Origin of the sequence: Rhodococcus sp. A14 (assembly GCF_011603105.1) — a bacterium.
Lineage (GTDB): Bacteria > Actinomycetota > Actinomycetes > Mycobacteriales > Mycobacteriaceae > Rhodococcus_F > Rhodococcus_F opacus.
The window spans coordinates 1-18,069 of record NZ_JAAOQS010000060.1 but is presented as its reverse complement, the minus strand read 5'-3'; the positions used below and the strand labels follow the sequence as shown (position 1 = coordinate 18,069).

The following is an 18,069-nucleotide window of genomic DNA, read 5'->3' as shown; positions in this document are numbered from 1 at the left end:
GGCGGTTCGATTGTGACCAACCGCGGGGTGTTAGAAGTCGCACCTGAGGTGTCCGTTTGTTCACCCTAGGGCTGGTGCACCTTCCGGTGCGTGAGGACGAGGGTTGTCCGCAACCACGAGGGTGTTCCCAACCGAAGGGATGCTCCAGACGATAGAAGAAGAATCCCAATGACCGAGCCAGGAATACCCTGGGCAACAATCATCGAGAAACTGCGGTACGGGCAGATGACCGTGGCCGAAGCTGCCGCAGCGGCGAACACCACCGTCGCGACAGTCGAGGCGGAGCTTCAGACAGCAGCTTTCCTCGGAAAGCACGGCCCCGAAGCTGCGCAGATGGCCGAGAAGTTCTTTGAGATGCGCAAGTTCGTAGACGCTAAGAACGCCGCCCAGGCCGCTCGGGCGGTCCAGACACTCAGCCGGGGCGCCAGGCTCGCCAATAGTGCCGCCCAGGCGGCCCGACCCTTTGGTGTCGTGAAGAGGGCTCGGGAGGCCCGGCTGCTCCTTGGCCTCAGCGGGCCCGCTGTGGTTCTCCTTGTCGTCGGCATCGCCGCGATCGGCCTGATCGGTGCCGTTTACGTGAACTACGGGAACACCCCGGTCCAACCCGGCCCGAAGATGTTGAACCGCCCGGCCGCCCAGATCGAGGCGCCCGATCCGGGGAGCGAGGTGGCCGCCCCGGTCGAGCCCGCACCGGGTCCGGAAGTGCCTCCTGAATCCGTATCCGATACGCCCGCGCCCGCGCCGGTTCCCGTACCGGCTGCTGCGCCGGCGCCGCCAGCTCCCCCTGCCCCCGGCCCCGCAAATTCTGCACCCGGTGATCTACCTGCTGAGATCCCCGATCCTCCGGCGGATCCCGCGGCGGCGGCTCCTCCGGTGCCCATGCCGGCCCCGGTGATAGCACCCGTCCCAGTGCCCTCGGCCACCGAACCGGGCCATGACGGGACGGCACCCGCGCCGCTCGCCCAGCCAGTTCCCGCACCCCCGGTCGAGGCCGCTCCCGAGCCCCCACCGCAGGGCCCTGTCCAAGGAGGGGTAGCGCCACCGCTCGTTGCACCGGCTCCGGTGCAACCGATGGCGGGCACGGACCAACACGGTGCGACGGATCCCGGCACCACCTATGGCGGGACGGATCCTGGCACCACCTACGGCGGGACGGATCCTGGCACCACCTACGGCGGGACGGACCCCGGCACCACCTACGGCGGGACGGACCCCGGCACCACCTACGGCGGGACAGATCCCGGAACCTATGGCGCGACGGACCCCGTGAATCCGGGCTACAACTACACCCCGGAGTGTTCTACGCCCGAGAAACCCTCCCCGGTGTATTGCGGCGGGTTTTAGCCCCGACGGCGACATCCCCGAGCCTTACCCAAGGTTCGGGGATGTCGCATATGCGGCCAGGGTGCCGTTCAGGATTGGGCCGTTCCCAGCGCCCAGACACGGCTGCGCACGTCACACAGCACGGGGAGGCTGGCGAGGTTTTGCCGCCGCAGGTGGTACTCGGTGCGGTGGTCAGGGTTCTGGTCTGCGCTGGAGACCCGTGCGTAGCCAGCGCCGGGGCAGGGCGGGAGAATCCTACCGCCGACGCTCACCGCAGTTCCCGCGCGATCGCTCGGGCCGCGCGGCGAGCCTGCTTCGCCGCGAACCCGATCTGCGACGGCCTGGGCACGAACCCGATGAAACGCAACCTCTCGGCGGCCGGCTTTTCACCGGTGGCGTGCGGCCAACCTCGCTCGTCCAGTACGCCGAGGTGCCCGACCAGCTTTTCGAGTTCCTGGCGGAACCCCGTCGCGCAGACCATCGCCTCCGGGTCGATTCGCACACCGTCCACCAGCCACACGCTGTCCGCGTCGAGTGACTCGACTCCGCGAACGACCTCGATGGACCTGTCTCGGATCGCGGCGATGAGCTCCTTGTCGACGATCGCCGGTGCCACGCCGAGGCGGGCGCTGCGGGCGAAGATCCCCTCGTCGGGGATCGGTAATCCGAACTCGCGCAGGTCGCCGATGCTCCTCTCCCGGCCGAACCGAGCGATTGCGTCCGCGATAGGGACCGGGGCATGGTAGAGCGGCGTCGCGATGAAGTCTCCCGGCATGCCACCAGGTCCCTGGCGGAGCATGATGTTCGGCGGCGTGCGAGCCGAAAGCCAGACCTTTGCCGCGCCTCCGGTGGCGAGGTCGTAGGCAATTTCCATGCCCGAGCAGCCCGCTCCCACCACGAGGACCCGTTTCCCGTTGTACTGCGAGGGATTCCGGTACTGCGAGGAATGAACCAGTGCACCCCGCCAGTCCCCGCGTCCGGGCCAGTCCGGGACGAAGGGCTCATGATCGAAGCCGGTCGCGACCACCACCTCGGCAGCGTCGACCGAACCGGCAGCGGTGGTCAACCGCCAGTGCCCGTCCGTTAGGTCGAGCCGTTCCACCGGGCAGCCCAGGCGCAGCTCGATCCCGTCCGCACGTGCGTGCCGCTCGAGATGCTCGATCACCTGTTCCCGCGTGGGAAAGGTCGGTGTGCCCTTGGGGTAGGGGCGGTTCGGCAGGTGGGAGAACTGCCTGCCGGTGTTCAGTCGCAGCCGGTCATAACGAGAGTGCCACGACGAACCGACTTGGTCGGCTCGGTCGATCAGCAACGGGTTGATGCCACGGTCGGCGAGGGCCACCGCCGCCGCGACCCCGGAGGTGCCGGCACCGACGATTGCGACTTGATGCTCGCTCATCGTGTGCTCCTTGGGTGTTGTCTTGTTTCATGCGGTTTCGGCGACAATGACGCTCATCGGGCCGGTGAGCGAGCGATGGTCGTGGTAGCGCCAGCCAGTGTCCTGCAGCCAGGCGATGCCTTCTCCGGCGCTGTAGACGTCGCCGTGTTCGAGGTGGACCGCGAATTCGCCCGCCATCAGGGCGGCCGCGACCGGCTGGGTGTGGGTGGGGTCGGTCCAGAAGTCGGCAATCAGCAGCATGGCGCCGGGTGCGGCGACGTCGCGAATGCGTTGTAGCAGCGCACGATTCTGCTCCGGCGACCAGTAATGCACCAGGTTCGCGACCAGGAAGGCGTCATATCCGGCGGGCAGCGGGTCGGCCATCGCGTCGCCGGCGCATACGTCGATTCGCCCCTCCAGCCCGACCGACGCGATGCGGTCCTGCGCGGTCTGGGCAACCGCCGGCAGCTCGAACACGGTCGCGCTCAGTTGCGGGCAGTGGCGCGCCACCGCGATGGACCAGGAGCCGGTGCCGCCGCCGATGTCGAGGAGTCGATGACTGCCGGACAGATCGACCGTGTCCGGCAGGGCGAGCGAGGGGCCGGCCGAAAACGCCTCGACACCGATCGAGGCGATGGGTTGCAGGGCGGCGTCGAGGTCGAAGATCTGGCGTTTCGGCCCGCGGGCGAGTGCGCCGGCCAGGTCTTCCCACGCCGGGAAGCTGATCTTGTCCCAGAACCGCAGCAGCGGACGCAGGTCGGCGGGCGATCCGCCGGCGAGGAACGCGGCCGCCGTCTCGGTATTGACATACTGTTCGCCGCGGCGTTCGAGCATACCCAGCGCGATCATGGCGTCGGCGCTGATCCGGGTGGCTCGGGCAGTAAGCCCGGTGCGGGCGGCCAGGCCATGCAGGTCGGTGGGGCCCTCGCCCAACGCCTCGAACAAACCGAGTTCGCTGGCGGCGAAGAGGTGTTTGGCGGCCATGAACCCGGACGCCAGCTGCATGATCGGCTCCGGGTTAGGCAGGTCGTGGTCGGTTTCGGCGGAGGTATGGGCTGTCATCGTCATGAAACCAGCGTCGTCGTTGTCGGTTCTGCGTCATATCCCTGAATCCTGGGGAATTCACCCAGATTTCTGGGGTAGGCAGCCCTAACCTGCTGCGATACACTTCGGACATGGCACAGAGCTTGCTGCCACGCGTCCGTGATCTAATCTCGCGTGCCGCCGCCGACCAGCTGGACTGGGTGGGGTACAGCGCGCGAATGAGCGAGGCCCTGCGCGCGGTGATCCCACATGACCGCTGCTGCTGGCACACCGTCGACCCGGGCACCATCCTGTTCACCGGCAGCGTCAACCGGAACGTTGGGTGTTCCGGATCCTGGTTGGCGCACTACGAATACGAGGTCGAGGACGTCGACAAGTGGGCGTTTCTTGCGCACAGTGGCCGCCTGGCGGGTGCACTTAGTCTGGATACCCACGGAGATTTGTCCCGCAGTGCACGGCACCGTTCGCACGAGGCGTACGGAATCGGCGACGAGCTGCGGGTCTCCCTGGTGTCGGACGGGGTCTATTGGGGTGCAGCGGCATTCCTGCGCGATGCGGGCGCGCCGTGGTACACCGCCGAGCACGTCCGCGCAATCGCCGCGCTGGCGCCCGCGCTCGCGACCGGTCTGCGACGTTCGATGCTCCACGAGGTCGAGGCCGCCGTGACGACCGTGGACTACGGCCCCGGCGTGGTGGTCTTCGACGCCGCGGGCAACCCGGAATCGGTCTCACCCGCCGCGGAACGCTGGATCGACGAAATTGTCGAGGTCCCGGCGCCGTCGACGCCGTTCGAATCGAAGGTCGTGCAGGCCATCGCGGCCCGGGCGCGGGCGATCGAACCGGGCACCGATCCGCTGGAACTTGCCGCGCGCTCGCGGGTACGCACGCGATCCGGCGCCTGGCTGTTGCTGTACGGGACCAGGCTTTCCGGCGTCGAAGACGGACGCACCGCCGTCATCATCCAACCCGCGACGCCGCATGAGATCGCGCCCGTCATTGCCATGGCCTACGGACTGTCCCAACGCGAATGCCATCTCACTGCGCTGTGCATCCAAGGGCGATCGACAAGGGAGATGGCGCACGCAATGTCGTTATCCGTCTACACAATTCAAGACCACATGAAGTCGATCTTCGACAAGACCGGGGTGCGCAGCCGCGGGGAACTGGTGGGGCAGATATTCCTCGAGCACTACGCGCCACGCTGGGAGCTTGCGGCATCCCCGCCATCCGGATGGTGGGCGAAGGGCATCAACTGAATTCGCCGAACTCTCAGCTGTGCGTATCTGCTTCACGGCCAATGGCGCGCCAACCAAGAAGGTTCACCGCCCGAACCATCTCTCCTTCCACGACGCCGGCGCTCACCGACAGTTTGCCGTCGACCAGGAAGGTGCCCCTCGCACATTCTGTCGCCGCCGCAGCGAACGGAGGTGGCCCCGATTCCCTCCGTTCGTCCTGCAAGCCCAATCCCAATTCACACGACCAACGGCGGCTCCGCGAGTCCGGCAGGCAGCGCCATATAAAGCCGCGAAATCAATGCCACTTATCGCCGTGAGTCACAGCCATCAGCTTGTCGAAAAGTGCAGTGGGCTAGGGTTTTCGACATAGTTTCTCGACACAGGTTTTCGACGCCTCCGACGTGCCGAATCCGCCGGTCAGAGGCGGTGTCGAAAAAGGATCGGTTTTCGACAGTGGGGTCGCGATCGGGTGCTGGGGCAGTCCTCGCCTGTCACGCCGTTACAGCCGGTTGCCGTTGGTGGCGTCGATGACCTGCCCGGTGATCGCACCGGCGGCGTCGCTGGCGAGAAAGGCCACGACCGCGGCGATGTCGTCCGGGGTGGCGAGTTTCCGCAGCGCGGTGGTGGACGCGGCGGTTGTGCGGGCATGGTCGTCACCGCGAAGCCAGTGCGCGTTCATGTCGGTGTCGAGGGCGGCGGGCGCCACGGCGTTGACGGTGATGCCTCGTTCGCCGACGTCTACCGCGAGGGCGCGGGTGAACACCTCGATCGCCCCCTTGGTCATGGCGTAGCTGATGACGTCGGGTCTGGCGTAGCGGGCGGATCCGGAGGAAATGTTGACGATGCGGCCGCCGTCGCGCATGCGGGGCAGGGCACGCTGAGTCACGAAGAACGGGGCTCGCTGGTTGAGCGCGACCAGACGGTCGAAATCCTCAACAGTGACGCGCTCGAGCGCTCCGCGTCGATTGACCCCGGCGTTGTTGACGAGGATGTCGAGCCCCCGGTCGAGCCCGAGACCGTCGAGCGCGGAGTCGAACTCCCGCATCAGCGCTTCGGGCCCCTCGGGTCGGGACAGGTCGGCCTGAACGGCGGCCGCGAGATGCCCGGCAGCCGTAATGCTGTCAACCACCGCAGCAGCGGCCACGTGGTCGGATCCGTAGTGAACGATCACGGCGAAGCCGGAGGCGGCCACCGCATGTGCGATGGCCGCCCCGATGCCGCGGCTGCCCCCGGTGACCAGGGCGACCCGTCGGCCCATGTGCATTCCTACTGACGAGCCGCGAGGTCGAGGGCGATGTCGGTGATGAGGTCTTCCTGGCCGCCGACCAGTCCGCGTTCGCCGACGGCGAGCAAGATCTGCCGGGTGTCGAGCCCGTACTGTTTGGCGGCCGTTTCGGCGTGCCGCAGGAAGCTCGAGTACACGCCGGCGTAGCCGAGGGTGAGGGTTTCCCGGTCGACCTGCACCGCACGGTCCTGCAGGGGTCGGACGACGTCGTCGGCGGCGTCCTGGAGGGCGAACAGGTCGCAATTGTGCTTCCAGCCGTGCAGGTCGGAGACGGCAACGAACGGTTCGATCGGGCAGTTGCCGGCACCGGCGCCGTGCCCGGCGAGGGAGGCGTCGACCCGGGTGACGCCCTCTTCGACCGCCACAACGGAGTTGGCGACCGACAGAGACAGGTTCTGGTGGGCGTGGATGCCGATCTGGGTCTCGGCGTCGAGGATGTCGCGGTAGGCGCGGACCCGTTGGCGGACACCGTCCATCGTGAGCCGGCCGCCGGAGTCGGTGACGTACACGCAGTGCGCGCCGTAGGACTCCATCAGTTTGGCCTGCTCCGCCAACTGCTGCGGTTCGGCGAGATGGGACATCATCAGGAAACCGGAGACGTCCATGCCGAGTTCGCGGGCGGTGCTGATGTGCTGGGCGGAGACGTCGGCCTCGGTGCAGTGGGTGGCCACCCGCACCGACTGGACGCCCAGGGCGTGGACGCGTTTGAGTTCGGCGACGGTCCCGATGCCGGGGAGCAGCAGGGTGGTGAGCTTGGCGCGGTGCACCACCGCGGCGGCGGCCTCGATCCATTCCCAGTCGGTGTTACTGCCCGGCCCGTAGGTCAACGAGTGCCCGGCCAGGCCGTCGCCGTGGGAGACCTCGATGGCGTCGACGCCAGCGCTGTCGAGGGCGCCGGCGATGACGGCGACGTTCTCGGGGGTGATGTGGTGGCGGGTGGCGTGCATGCCGTCGCGGAGGGTGACGTCCTGAATGTAGAGGGTGACGCCGTCGTCGGCGGTCGGGGTGGTGGTGCTCATCGTACGATCTCCAATGCTGCGCGCTCGGCCAGCTTTTCGGCGACCTGGAGCGCTGCGGATGTCATGATGTCGAGGTTTCCGGCGTAGGCGGGCAGGTAGTGGGCGGCGCCTTCGACCTCGAGGAACACCGACACCTTCCACACCGGTGAGCCGATATCGGCGCCGCCGGTGAGGGTGGCGACCGTGTCGGCGCCGCCGAGCTCGGTGAACTGCACGTCCTGCTTGAGCCGGTAGCCGGGTACGTAGGCGGCCACCGTGGCGACCATGTCGGTGATCGACTGGCGGATTGCGTCCTGGTCGGGGTTGCTGACCAGGGCGAGGACGGTGTCGCGCATGATCAGCGGCGGGTCGGCGGGGTTGAGGACGATGATCGCCTTGCCGTGCGCGGCGCCGCCGACCTCCTCGATGGCCTTCGCGGTGGTTTCGGTGAACTCGTCGATGTTCGCCCGGGTACCGGGGCCGGCGGACTTCGACGCGATCGAGGCGACGATCTCCGCGTAGTGCACGTCGGTGACCTTGGAGATCGCGGCCACGATCGGGATGGTGGCCTGTCCCCCGCAGGTCACCATGTTCACGTCGGGGGCACCCAGGTGCTGGTCGAGGTTGACCGCGGGCACCACGTAGGGTCCGATCGCGGCGGGGGTGAGATCGATCAGGTGCTTGCCGTAGGGGCGCAATGCTTCTGCGTTGGTCAGGTGCGCCTTGGCGGAGGTGGAGTCGAAGATGATTTCGATGTCGTCGAACTCGGGGTGCTCGATCAGCCCCTGCACCCCGGTGTCGACGGTGCTGATGCCCAGGCGGCGGGCCCGTGCGAGTCCGTCGGAGGCCGGGTCGATGCCGACGAGGACGGCGATCTCGACGTTCTTCGCGATCCGCTTGAGCTTGATGACCAGGTCGGTTCCGATGTTTCCGGATCCGATGACCGCTACTTTGGTGGTGCTCATGGGTTTCTGCTTCCTTCTTCAGTCTGTGAACGAGACCCGGACGTCGCCGATCCCGGTGATGGAGGCGGCGTAGGTGGCGCCGGCGACGACGGGGACCATCGGGCCCAGCGCCCCGGAGAGCACGACCTCACCGGCACGCAGGGGGGAGCCGTAGGACAGGCTGGTGTTTGCCAACCACACCAGCGCGTTCCAGGGGCTGCCCAGGCAGTCCGCCCCCACCCCACTGGAGACTTCGGTGCCGTTCTCGGTCATCGTCATCGAGATGGCGGACAGGTCCGGTGCCTCCGTGCGGGGGATCGACGCACCGAGGACGTACAGGCCGGAGGAGGCGTTGTCGGCGATGGTGTCCGCGAGGCTGATGTCCCAGCCGGCGATGCGGGAGTCGACGATCTCGAACGACGCCACCACCTGCGCGACGTACTCGGGGGCGTCCTCGCTGGTGATCGGGTCGGTGATGTCGCGCGAGAGAATGAAGGCGATCTCGGCCTCGATGCGGGGTTGCAGCAACCGCGACCGTCTGACCTGCAGCTCGGAGCTGACATCCATGTGGTCGAACAGCACCCCGAAGTCGGGCTGATCGACACCGAGCTGGGCCTGCACCGCGGGTGAGGTCAGGCCGATCTTGCGGCCGACGATCCGGTGACCGGCGGCGACCGCCGCATCGACGTTGCGGGTTTGTACGCGGTAGGCGGTGTCGACGTCGGTCCGCCCGATCAGATCCCGTACCGGGGTGCACGGGGCGCCGGCACGTTCGGCGTCGGCCAGCCGTGCGGCGGCGTCCTCGATCAGGTGATTGTCTACTGGGCGGACGGAGGTCATCCGGGGTCTCTTTCGTTGGTCGGCGTGATGGGAGCGGCGGGGTCTATTCGTCGACGGCGACGGCGGTACTGATGCCGAATCCGGCGATCCACTCCGGGATTTCGCGGTAGAAGGTCGAGGTGACGCGGTACTTCCCGGCGGCGCTCATCGCCGCGTACGCGGCGATCCAGGTGCGTACTTCGTGGGAGGAGTGCCCGGCCTGTTCGACGAACCATTCGTTGGTCCAGGAGTCGATCTGCTCGATCTCGCCGGAGGCGAGAACGTCGAGCAGGTTGCGATCCCAGTGCGGGTTGAGCGGCGCAATGGTGGCCACCCCGGCGGCGAAGTCGCGACCGGCGTCGATGACCCGCTGTTCGCGGGCGTTGCGCTCGTCCTCGGTGGGGTTGCGACCGTCGATGAGCTTCTCCTTCACCTCCACGGGGGCGGTGGCGAACTGCGGTACCGGCGGATCGTGGGACAGCCCACCGGATCCGACGAACAACACCCGCTTGTCCAGGTTCGCCGCGGCCCGCCCGACTGCCTCGCCGAGTAGCCGGACCCGGCTGACCGGGCCGAGCGGTTCGGCGACGGAGTTGATGAAGATCGGGACGGTCGGGACCGCGGTGATCGAGCCGACCAGCAGCTGCAGGGCCTGCGCGAAGCCGTGGTCGACGTGCATGCGTTCGGAGAACGCGACGTCGACGCCGCTGGCGAGGACTTCCCGGGCGAGGGCGTAGGCGGCGTCGCGGTCGACGCTCAGCGGTCCGGATTCGGTGCCGTAATCGCCGACCGACTGGGCCGCGGCACCGATGCAGAACGGGGGCATCAGATCGTAGTAGACCCCGTTGTAGTGATCCGGGGCGAAGATCACGATCAGGTCGGGGGCGAAGTCGGCGATGAACGTGCGCGCATTCTCGAACGCGGCATCGACGTCGTCGATCACGGTTTGGGCCGGGTCGTTTCGTCCCATGAGGGGGGAATGCGACATCGTGCACAGCGCTACGGGCATCGTCTGTTTCCTTCTGGTTCTCGCGCGGTTCGTCGACCGGGAGTGCGAGGGATCGGGGTGGCTGTGTAAGGGGCGCCGATCGCGGGTGCCTGCTCGCGGTGGCAGACACCCACGGGCGATCAGGCGCGGTCGAGCATGAAATCCAGGTGCAGCTGGTTGAACGTGTCCGCGTCCTCGTACTGGGGCCAGTGCCCGCAGTTCTCCATGATCGCGAGCTTCGCGCCGGGAATGTGGGAGGCGATCCGCTTGGCTTCGTCGACGGGACCGGAGGGGTCTTTGGTGGTCCACAGCACCAGCGCGGGCGCGGTGATGCCCTCGAGGGTGGCGTCGGTGATCATGTTGCGTTTGCGGGTTTCCGGGTCCTGCAGGGCCATGTTCGCCTCGCAGGCCTTGAGCCAGTCCGGCTGTTGGAAGATCGCCTGCCGGGTGCGGATCAGGTCGTCGGTGACCATCGCCGGGTCGGCCATCAGCCACTCGAGCCGGGCCTGGACGCGTTCCCAGCTCGGGTCCTTCGCTGCCTCCATGGACAGGGTGTAGAGACGTTCCATCACCTTCGGGTTGGCCATGGTGCCGCCCATGGTGTTGAGCACGATCCGCTCGACCTTCTCCGGGTGATCGTGCGCGAACTGGGCGGTGACCCAGCCGCCGAGCGATTCGCCGGAGAACGAGGCCTTCTCCACGCCGATCGCGTCCATGAACTGCAGGACGTGGTCGATGTAGTGCTTGATCTCGAGCGGGTGATCGGGCTTGCTGCTGTAGCCGTGGCCGATGAAGTCGATCGCCCACACGTTGAAGTGCTCGGCGTGTGCGGCCAGGTTGCGGACGTATGCTTCGGCGTGGCCGGTGATGCCGTGCAGCAGGATCAGTGCCGGCTTGGAGGTGGCGCCGGCGTGCAGGTACCGGGTCCGGTAGGGGCCCGCTTGGATGAAGCCCTGGCTGAATTCGACCTGGTTCAGATCGTTCCAGACGCTGGTGTACGGGCGGGTCATCGGTTTACTCCCTCGGTTGTGGTGCTGGTGGCGGAGGCGGGTGCTGCGTCCGCGGGGGTGGTGTGCGGGACGGTGATCGGCACGGCCCGGGTGTTGTACTGCGGCTCCTGCGTGGCGCCCGGGGCCGGTTCGCTGCTGCCCGACGGGCGGTCGAGGACTGCGGTGAGCGCGTCCTCGAGGCTGGTCAATGCTTCGCTGTCGTCCCAGACCGGGGCGCTGTGCCGCCACGCGATGTACCCGTCGGGTCGGACGAGGAGGGCACCGGCCTCGTCGATGTCGCGGACCTGCCGCCAGTAGCCGTAGGGGTCGATGGTGCCGGGTTCACCGACGACCACGGTCCGCAGGAACGGCACGTCGAGTTTGGCGGCGGCACGCTTCCACGCCTGGCCGCCGATTCCGGTGAGCAGGGTCATCATTCCCTTCCCGGTGACATCGAGAGTGGAGATGCGGGTGCCGCCCTCGCCGACCAGCCACGCGTGCGGCAGCTTCGCGCCGGGCCGGGTGGTGGCCTGCAGGTACAACTGCCGGTCTCGTGCCCACACCTCGTCGCCCGCATCGGGCTCGGGGACGACCGCGGAGGAGGCGTAGCGCTGGTTGAGTTCGACGCCGTGGGCGTTGAATTCGGTGTTCTTCACCTCCAGCGCCTCGTACAGCTGCTCGCGCAGGGCGACCCCCTCGGGTGTGGGTTCCTTCAGCTTCGCCAGACCGGCGGCGACCGGATCGTCGCTGCCGGGGTCGAACCACTCGCGCAGCCCGGCGTAGTCCTTGCGGGACTGGTTGGCGCGAGCGACGATCTGCTTGCCGACCGGGACCCGCTCGGGCGAATAGGACTCGAGCAGGCCCTGCCCGGCGTAGCCCTTGACGACGAACGCGACCTTCCACGCCAGGTTGAACGCGTCCTGGATGGAGGTGTTCGATCCCAGCCCGCTGCTCGGGGGGTGCCGGTGCACGGCGTCACCGCCGCACAGCACCCGCCCGGACTGGTAATGCTCGGCGTACTGCTGGTTGACGTACCAGAAGGACCGCGACACGATCTCGACGTCCAGGTGCGGGTCGCCGACGAGGGTCCGGATCTGTTCGAGGACAACGTCGTCGGAGACGTCGGGCTGGCCCTTGGCCATGTCGAATCCCCAGCCGGCGATCCACTGGTTCCACGGCTTGATCGCCCGCAGCAGGCCCATGCCGATCTCACCGAACCCGGCCTTCGAGTTGACGATCCAGTGCAGGATGGACGGCCGGTGAGCGACGTACTTGCTCAGGTCCGCGTTGAAGAGCACGTAGGCGGTGCCGGCACGGGCCAGTTCGCCTTGGAAGGGAAGGTCGATCTCCTCGGCGATCTTCGAGCGTGCACCGTCGAAACCGAGCAGAAAGCGGGCTCGCTGGGTGAATTCGGTGCCCGAGCGGACGTCGCGGAACCGGACGGTCACCCCGTCCGCGTCCTGGGTGTGGTCGAGGTATTCGGTGTGGAAGCTGATGATCGCGCCGCGTTCGGCGGCGTTCTTGATCAGCACCGGCTCCATCAGCGGTTGGGGGATGTCGAGCATCGTGCACGGGCTGCCGGACAGGTAGTCCCCGTAGCGGGTATCGCCCGTTCCCCAGGTCTGCATCCGGACGATTTCTTCGCCGGCCAGGCTCGTGGTGAACAGCGTGTCACCCATCTGCTCCCACGGTGTCGCGTATTTGCGTGCCTCGTCTTCGACGCCCAGGTCGCGGAGCACCTCGACGGCGCGCTGGTTGGTGATGTGCGCGCGCGGCGAGTTCGCCACCCAGGGGAACATCGAGACGGCGTGGACGCGCAGGCCGTAGGTGGCCAGGGCGAGCGCCGCCGTGCCACCGGCGGGCCCGAGTCCGACGATCACGACGTCGGTGTCGTAGGAGGTTCGGTCGTGGTCACTCATGTCTGTCATCACTTCACTTGTCGAGGACACGCAGGTCCGTGGCCGTGTCCGGCGTTGAGAATGTGGTCACCGCGGGGGTGGGCTGGGCGGAGCCAGCTTCGTCTCGAACGAGTTGGCTCGCTGCGCCTTTGCGGCCCCAGCCGCCGGGCAGCAGGATCACCGAGACCACCGAGATCGCCGAGACCACCAGCAGGTAGGCGACGATCGAGGTGCTGGACTCGGTGGAGGCATACAGGGCGGTGGCGATCGTCGGCGCGAACGCCGAGCCCACGACCTGGGAAAGGGTGTAGCCGATCGAGACGCCGCTGTAGCGCACGTCCGCGTCGAACACCATGGTGAACAGGGATCCGGTGACTCCGGCGGCGGGTGCCATCGCGATCCCGAAGACCAGCACCTGTGCGGCCATGAACAGCCAGGGGTTGCCGGTGTTGATCAGCGCGAACGCCGGGGCGATCACCACCCCCATGGCCACGGCCCCGAGCAGATACATCGTCTTGCGGCCGAAGGTGTCGGAGAGGGCCCCGAAGACCGGGTAGAGGATGACGGCGACGATGCCGGCGACGAACACCCCGGCGAGGGCGAAGGTGCGGCTGATCCCCGCGACGGTGGTGCCGTAGGAGACGAGGTAGGCCATGCAGATGTAGGCGAACACGCCCTGGGACAGGTAGGTCCCCGCGATGAGCAGGATTTCCTTCCAGTGCTTGCGGAATGCTTCGGCGATCGGCATCCGCACCACCGCGCTCTGCGCCTTCACCTCGGCGAAGTCGGGGCTCTCGGCCAAAGACAGGCGGATGAACAGCCCGATCACGATCAGTACCGCACTGAACAGGAACGGCAGTCGCCAGCCCCAGCTGAGGAACTGCTCGTCGGGCAATTGGGAGACCGCGAAGAATGCCAGGGTCGCGACGCTGGTCCCGGCCGGGGCGCCCATCTGGGAGAAGGATCCGAAGAAGCCCTTCTTCGCGGTCGGGGCGTGCTCGACGGCCATCAGTGTGGCCCCACCCCACTCGCCGCCGACCGCGAAGCCCTGCACCAGGCGCAGCAGGGTCAGCAGGATCGGGGCGGCGATCCCGATCTGGGCGTAACCGGGCAACAGTCCCATCAGGACGGTGGCCGAGCCCATTCCGACCAGCGAGATCACCAGCATCTGCTTGCGACCGACCCGGTCACCGAAGTGACCGAAGACGATGCCGCCGAGCGGGCGGGCGAGGAACCCGACCCCGAACGTCGCGAAGGACAGCAGGATTCCGATTGCCGGGGACACATCGGGGAAGAACAGCGTGGGGAACACCAGGGCGGCGGCGGTGCCGTAGATGAAGAAGTCGTAGTACTCGACCGTGGTGCCGATGAAGCTGGCCATCGCCACCCGTAGCGGTGAGGTGGCTGCGGGCTTCGTCGAGGAAGCGGAGGTGTTGCTCACGGTCGGGCTTCTCCGATCCGCGGGCCGAAACATGCCGGCGCCGCGTGGACCAACCTGCGCGAAGCGGTCGTCATGGCCGCTCCTTTCTCTGAGGGAAGTGAGAGAAACATTCGCAACTGGAATGCTAGACGTCTAGAAGAGAAGCTACGCCGCCGTGGAAGGTGACGCAAGTCTCTCCGGTGTGCGAGATGCGACCCGCAGTACTCACCGGCACGGGACGCCAGTCATCGTCAAAGGGTGTTTCGCCCGGCAGTGGGCATAGAAAAGGCCCGCCCCGTGCAACGTGTGGTTACGGGGGCGGGCCGCCGGTGGGGCGTCTCAGCCGGCCAAGTCGTCGGCTTCGTCGCGGATGACCGAAATGGTTCCCACGATGTGCCGTTCCATGGCCTCGCGGGCTCCCGCCTCGTCCTGTTGCCGAATCGCCTCGATGATCGCGTGGTGATCGTCCTGGCGTTCGGGGAGGGCGCTCGACAGCGGGTTGGTGATCCCGGTGGTGTTGATCAGGAAGTCGGACATGTCCCACATCCGCTGGCTGGTCTCGGCCATGATCCGCGAATGCGCCATTGTGTGGATGGCGGCGTGGAATTCGCGATTGTGGATGCGGTATCCGTGCGCGCGCACCTCGGGGTCGTGGGAGGTGAGCAGCGCATCGATCCGCGACGAGATCAGGCCCAGCTCGATGAGCTGGGCGTCGGTCCGGCGGGCGGCGGCGACCGCCGCGATCGTGCCCTCGAAGCCACCGAACAGAGTGAAGAAGTCCTCGACCTCACGCTGGGTGTAGGAGACGACCTCGCACCCGCTCTGCGGGAAGATGTAGACGAGCTTGTCGCTGGAGAGTCGGCGCAGGGCGTCCATGACGGGCTGCTTGCTGACCCCGAACTCCTGGCGGATGGACTCGACGACGATCTTCTCCCCGGCCGCGTAGCGTCCCTCGAGCAGTCTGGTCTTGAGGATGTCGTACATGGCGGCGGAGAGCCGCGCGCCCGAGGTCCGGACATTCGCGAGAAGGGCGGCAGCCTCCGGATCGGTGCTGGTGGTGCTCATACGTATACGCTTTCGTCGGGCGCGCTGATCATGGTGTCCCCCTCGTCTGCGGCGCTCACCACAGTAACTTGCATTCTAGTACTTGTGGTCCGCGTCACTGTCAGCTACGGTCATCTGGAACGCTAGAATTCCAGTTTTGAGGTGTGCGGCTTGTCTTACCAGCGCGACGGGTCGGCGGCAACTCTTCCAGAACGGGATCGCTCCGATCAATGCCGTTCCCTTTCAACGGAATTGCTCACCGTTCCGGCGCTTGCGCGCCCTGGCCCGGGACCGAACACACAGTCCCGGATCGCCCATCCCGCGAGCCAGTCGCCCTCGTTCATGGTGTCGAACCACACCAGCGGGTCAATGCAAGGAGAAGAAGATGGAATTCTGTATCGGCACCTGCGCGAAGATCGACCAGGTCGCGATGGTGAAGCAGGCCGAGGACCTCGGGTTCTCGCACTTCGGTGTCGGCGAAGGACCCTTGCTGTTTTCCGACCCGTACCAGTACCTGGCGCTCGCAGCGACGCAGACCAGCTCGATCAATCTGGGCACCATGGTCACCAATCCGCTGACCCGGATCGCCCCGGTCACCGCGAACTCCATGGCCACCCTCAACGCCCTGGCACCGGGGCGTACCTTCCTCGGTATCGGGACCGCCAACAACGCGCTGCGCTCAATGGGTAATCGCACCGCGAAGATCTCCGAACTCTCGCACGCCATCGAAGTCTCGAGGGAGCTGATGGCCGGACGCCGCGTCACCCACAACTGGCTCGGACAGTCCCGGGAGGTGGAGTTCCTCGACAAGGACAGCGGTTTCTACAACGTCACCGACCACATCCCGATCTGGGTGGCCGCCGGCGGACCGCGCGGGCTCGCCGAAGCAGCCAAGTACGCCGACGCCGTCGTCTACTGCCTCGGACCGAACGTCGAGATGATCAAGCTGATCCGCAGTCGCCTCGACAAGGCGGTCGCCGACGCCGGCCGGGCGCCGGGCTCGGTCAAACTCGTCTCCCTGTCCTGGTTCTACCAACTCGGCAGCGGTGAGACCTGGGAAGAAGGTGTCACCAACGGTTTCGGTTCCGGACCGATCAGCTCGTGCATCACCAACGCGGGCCTGATGGACCAGCACCGCGACCAGCTGGGCGATTCCATCGTCGATGCCTCCATCACCGCCGCGCAGCAGTATTTGGGCGACCCGAAGGCCCCGGACCAGCCGCACTACCTCGACGTCTGGGCGAAGTACCTGCGCGGACTCGATCCTGCACACCGGCCGATCATCACCAAGGATCTCGTCGACTACTGGTGCCTCTACGGATCACCCGCCGAGCTGCGGGACAAGGCCGCCCTGATGCGCGAGGCCGGTGTCGACATCCTCCAGGTCTTCCTGTCCAACCCCTTCACCGCGGCCCGTGACATCGACAACATCGGGCACTCGATCCTCGCTCACGCGTAAACCCGCACCCCCCGAACCAGGAGCTATTGATGGAACTCGACCCCCGCACCACCGCCGTCGTGGCCGTTCACTGCCAAGGCGACGTCGTCGGCCCCACCGGCGCTTTCGCCGACTTCTTCCACCAGGAGGTGAGCGAACGCCGCGTCATCGACCAGATCGCCGCGCTCATCGCCGCGGCCCGCGAAGCCGGCGCCCCCGTGGTCTACACCCGGGTCGCCTGGAAACCCGACTTCTCCGACCTCGAGGTCAACTCACCGCTGCTGGGCATCGTCGCCCAGTCCGGCTGCCTCAAAGAGGGCAGCGAACTCGCCGGGATCGTCGAACCGCTGAAGCCGCACGGCGACGACATCGTGCTCACGCACCAGCGGATCGGCGCCTTCGCCGGGACCGACCTCGACACCATCCTTCGGGGCAAGGGCATCACCACACTGCTGTTCGCCGGTGTGGCCACCAACGCCTCTGTCGAGGGAACAGCCCGCGTTGCAAGCGATCTCGGCTACCACGTCGTGATCGTTGAGGACGCGTGCTCGGCGGCCAACCCCCAAGCGCACGAGGCGAGCATCAACTCGCTCGGACTGCTCGCCGAGATCGCCACCGTCGACGACATCCGGACCGCCCTGACCGCATCGGTCACCGGCACCACCGCCTGAGCACACCACCACTCGAAACCCCGGTTGCACTGGTGTGGGCGCCCCGCGGCGCCCACACCAGCACTCTGTGCGCCTGCCAACCCCATTCCCAGTCCGAAGAACACACCACTCAGGAGTTTCCTTTCATGAAGTCGACCATGCGCGTTGCCCGCCTCCACGAGATCAACCAGCCGATGCAGATCGAGGAACTCCCGATCCCCGAACCGCGGGCGACCGACGTGCTGGTGCAGGTCAAGGCCTGCAACGTCGTACCGAACCTGTCCAACGTGCTCGCCACCTACAGCGAATGGTTCCCCTACCTGCCGCTTCCGAAGCTCCCCGCCATCTTCGGCCTCGACTCCGCCGGCGTCGTCGCCGCCGTCGGCAGCCACGTCACCGACGTCGCCGTCGGCGACCGCGTCTACGTCAACCCCGGAATCTCCTGCGGCGGCTGCCGCGCCTGCCGGCAGGGGCACGATCAGAACTGCGACAAGTACACCTTCATGGGCTACTTCTCCTTCTGTCGACCGTCACGTAATTCCCCAGGGGTGTCCGTCACGTAATTCCCCATGCTCGGGCGTGCTGAGTCGAGGGTAACCCGAGCGGGCGGGGTGCGGGT

15 protein-coding genes and 1 pseudogene are annotated in these 18,069 nt (G+C 67.1%); 5 read left to right on the top strand and 11 right to left on the bottom strand.

The window, feature by feature from the left end; translation table 11 throughout:
• Positions 1 to 168 precede the first annotated feature (168 nt).
• Positions 169 to 1,344: a hypothetical protein gene (locus tag G9373_RS26950; RefSeq protein WP_167117623.1), complete on the top strand. Its 1,176-nt coding sequence runs from the start codon at positions 169 to 171 to the stop codon at positions 1,342 to 1,344.
• Between the two features lie 247 nt (positions 1,345 to 1,591).
• Here the strand turns inward: G9373_RS26950 and G9373_RS26945 are convergent, their stop codons facing one another.
• Both G9373_RS26945 and G9373_RS26940 read right to left on the bottom strand, forming a co-directional pair.
• Positions 1,592 to 2,719 carry an NAD(P)/FAD-dependent oxidoreductase gene (locus tag G9373_RS26945; RefSeq protein ID WP_005565403.1) on the bottom strand — a complete coding sequence of 376 codons (1,128 nt, stop codon included), beginning with the start codon at positions 2,717 to 2,719 and terminating at the stop codon, positions 1,592 to 1,594.
• Between the two features lie 27 nt (positions 2,720 to 2,746).
• Positions 2,747 to 3,766: a methyltransferase gene (locus G9373_RS26940; protein WP_167117620.1), complete on the bottom strand. Its 1,020-nt coding sequence runs from the start codon at positions 3,764 to 3,766 to the stop codon at positions 2,747 to 2,749.
• Between the two features lie 107 nt (positions 3,767 to 3,873).
• Between G9373_RS26940 and G9373_RS26935 the strand changes: the two genes are divergently transcribed.
• Positions 3,874 to 4,998, top strand: coding sequence for a helix-turn-helix transcriptional regulator (locus G9373_RS26935; protein ID WP_005565407.1), 1,125 nt, complete (start codon positions 3,874 to 3,876; stop codon positions 4,996 to 4,998).
• Between the two features lie 478 nt (positions 4,999 to 5,476).
• Here G9373_RS26935 and G9373_RS26930 read toward each other — a convergent pair whose 3' ends face one another.
• The 9 genes from G9373_RS26930 to G9373_RS26890 form a co-directional block, all read right to left on the bottom strand.
• Positions 5,477 to 6,235, bottom strand: coding sequence for an SDR family oxidoreductase (locus tag G9373_RS26930; RefSeq protein WP_240960749.1), 759 nt, complete (start codon positions 6,233 to 6,235; stop codon positions 5,477 to 5,479).
• A gap of 8 nt (positions 6,236 to 6,243) precedes the next feature.
• A complete protein-coding gene (gene dmpG, locus G9373_RS26925; protein ID WP_167117613.1) occupies positions 6,244 to 7,281 on the bottom strand; it encodes a 4-hydroxy-2-oxovalerate aldolase in 1,038 nt (345 codons plus the stop codon).
• Entirely contained in the window at positions 7,278 to 8,225 is a 948-nt protein-coding gene (locus G9373_RS26920; protein ID WP_065490189.1) for an acetaldehyde dehydrogenase (acetylating), read from the bottom strand. Before G9373_RS26920 ends, dmpG begins: the two co-directional genes overlap by 4 nt.
• An 18-nt stretch (positions 8,226 to 8,243) precedes the next feature.
• Positions 8,244 to 9,044: a fumarylacetoacetate hydrolase family protein gene (locus tag G9373_RS26915; RefSeq protein ID WP_167117610.1), complete on the bottom strand. Its 801-nt coding sequence runs from the start codon at positions 9,042 to 9,044 to the stop codon at positions 8,244 to 8,246.
• A gap of 43 nt (positions 9,045 to 9,087) precedes the next feature.
• A complete protein-coding gene (locus G9373_RS26910; RefSeq protein WP_065490183.1) occupies positions 9,088 to 10,032 on the bottom strand; it encodes a 3-carboxyethylcatechol 2,3-dioxygenase in 945 nt (314 codons plus the stop codon).
• A 119-nt stretch (positions 10,033 to 10,151) separates the two neighbouring features.
• Positions 10,152 to 11,021 (bottom strand): alpha/beta hydrolase, encoded by an 870-nt coding sequence (locus tag G9373_RS26905; RefSeq protein WP_167117607.1) that lies wholly within the window; start codon positions 11,019 to 11,021, stop codon positions 10,152 to 10,154.
• Positions 11,018 to 12,928 carry an FAD-dependent monooxygenase gene (locus G9373_RS26900; protein WP_065492961.1) on the bottom strand — a complete coding sequence of 637 codons (1,911 nt, stop codon included), beginning with the start codon at positions 12,926 to 12,928 and terminating at the stop codon, positions 11,018 to 11,020. Before G9373_RS26900 ends, G9373_RS26905 begins: the two co-directional genes overlap by 4 nt.
• 4 nt (positions 12,929 to 12,932) lie before the next feature.
• On the bottom strand, positions 12,933 to 14,279 hold the full coding sequence (locus G9373_RS26895; protein ID WP_133986837.1) for an MFS transporter: 1,347 nt from the start codon (positions 14,277 to 14,279) through the stop codon (positions 12,933 to 12,935).
• 378 nt (positions 14,280 to 14,657) lie between these two features.
• The gene (locus tag G9373_RS26890; RefSeq protein ID WP_065490176.1) at positions 14,658 to 15,383 is read right to left on the bottom strand and encodes a GntR family transcriptional regulator; all 726 of its coding nucleotides are present in this window, start codon (positions 15,381 to 15,383) and stop codon (positions 14,658 to 14,660) included.
• A gap of 364 nt (positions 15,384 to 15,747) precedes the next feature.
• On the opposite strand from G9373_RS26890, the gene G9373_RS26885 reads away from it, so the two are divergent.
• The 3 genes and pseudogenes from G9373_RS26885 to G9373_RS26875 all read left to right on the top strand — a co-directional run.
• A complete protein-coding gene (locus tag G9373_RS26885; RefSeq protein ID WP_065490175.1) occupies positions 15,748 to 16,821 on the top strand; it encodes an LLM class flavin-dependent oxidoreductase in 1,074 nt (357 codons plus the stop codon).
• A 29-nt stretch (positions 16,822 to 16,850) separates the two neighbouring features.
• The gene (locus G9373_RS26880; RefSeq protein ID WP_167117604.1) at positions 16,851 to 17,471 is read left to right on the top strand and encodes a cysteine hydrolase; all 621 of its coding nucleotides are present in this window, start codon (positions 16,851 to 16,853) and stop codon (positions 17,469 to 17,471) included.
• Between the two features lie 125 nt (positions 17,472 to 17,596).
• A pseudogene (locus G9373_RS26875) lies at positions 17,597 to 17,971 on the top strand (alcohol dehydrogenase catalytic domain-containing protein); the annotation flags it as partial.
• Positions 17,972 to 18,069 lie beyond the last annotated feature (98 nt).

What these genes read in the sequence shown, in the direction of transcription:
- G9373_RS26950 (WP_167117623.1), top strand. Translation starts at nt 169, where the DNA reads ATGACCGAGCCAGGAATACCCTGGGCAACAATCATCGAGAAACTGCGG.
- G9373_RS26945 (WP_005565403.1), bottom strand. Translation starts at nt 2,719, where the DNA reads ATGAGCGAGCATCAAGTCGCAATCGTCGGTGCCGGCACCTCCGGGGTC.
- G9373_RS26940 (WP_167117620.1), bottom strand. Translation starts at nt 3,766, where the DNA reads ATGACGATGACAGCCCATACCTCCGCCGAAACCGACCACGACCTGCCT.
- G9373_RS26935 (WP_005565407.1), top strand. Translation starts at nt 3,874, where the DNA reads ATGGCACAGAGCTTGCTGCCACGCGTCCGTGATCTAATCTCGCGTGCC.
- G9373_RS26930 (WP_240960749.1), bottom strand. Translation starts at nt 6,235, where the DNA reads ATGGGCCGACGGGTCGCCCTGGTCACCGGGGGCAGCCGCGGCATCGGG.
- dmpG (WP_167117613.1), bottom strand. Translation starts at nt 7,281, where the DNA reads ATGAGCACCACCACCCCGACCGCCGACGACGGCGTCACCCTCTACATT.
- G9373_RS26920 (WP_065490189.1), bottom strand. Translation starts at nt 8,225, where the DNA reads ATGAGCACCACCAAAGTAGCGGTCATCGGATCCGGAAACATCGGAACC.
- G9373_RS26915 (WP_167117610.1), bottom strand. Translation starts at nt 9,044, where the DNA reads ATGACCTCCGTCCGCCCAGTAGACAATCACCTGATCGAGGACGCCGCC.
- G9373_RS26910 (WP_065490183.1), bottom strand. Translation starts at nt 10,032, where the DNA reads ATGCCCGTAGCGCTGTGCACGATGTCGCATTCCCCCCTCATGGGACGA.
- G9373_RS26905 (WP_167117607.1), bottom strand. Translation starts at nt 11,021, where the DNA reads ATGACCCGCCCGTACACCAGCGTCTGGAACGATCTGAACCAGGTCGAA.
- G9373_RS26900 (WP_065492961.1), bottom strand. Translation starts at nt 12,928, where the DNA reads ATGACAGACATGAGTGACCACGACCGAACCTCCTACGACACCGACGTC.
- G9373_RS26895 (WP_133986837.1), bottom strand. Translation starts at nt 14,279, where the DNA reads ATGGCCAGCTTCATCGGCACCACGGTCGAGTACTACGACTTCTTCATC.
- G9373_RS26890 (WP_065490176.1), bottom strand. Translation starts at nt 15,383, where the DNA reads ATGAGCACCACCAGCACCGATCCGGAGGCTGCCGCCCTTCTCGCGAAT.
- G9373_RS26885 (WP_065490175.1), top strand. Translation starts at nt 15,748, where the DNA reads ATGGAATTCTGTATCGGCACCTGCGCGAAGATCGACCAGGTCGCGATG.
- G9373_RS26880 (WP_167117604.1), top strand. Translation starts at nt 16,851, where the DNA reads ATGGAACTCGACCCCCGCACCACCGCCGTCGTGGCCGTTCACTGCCAA.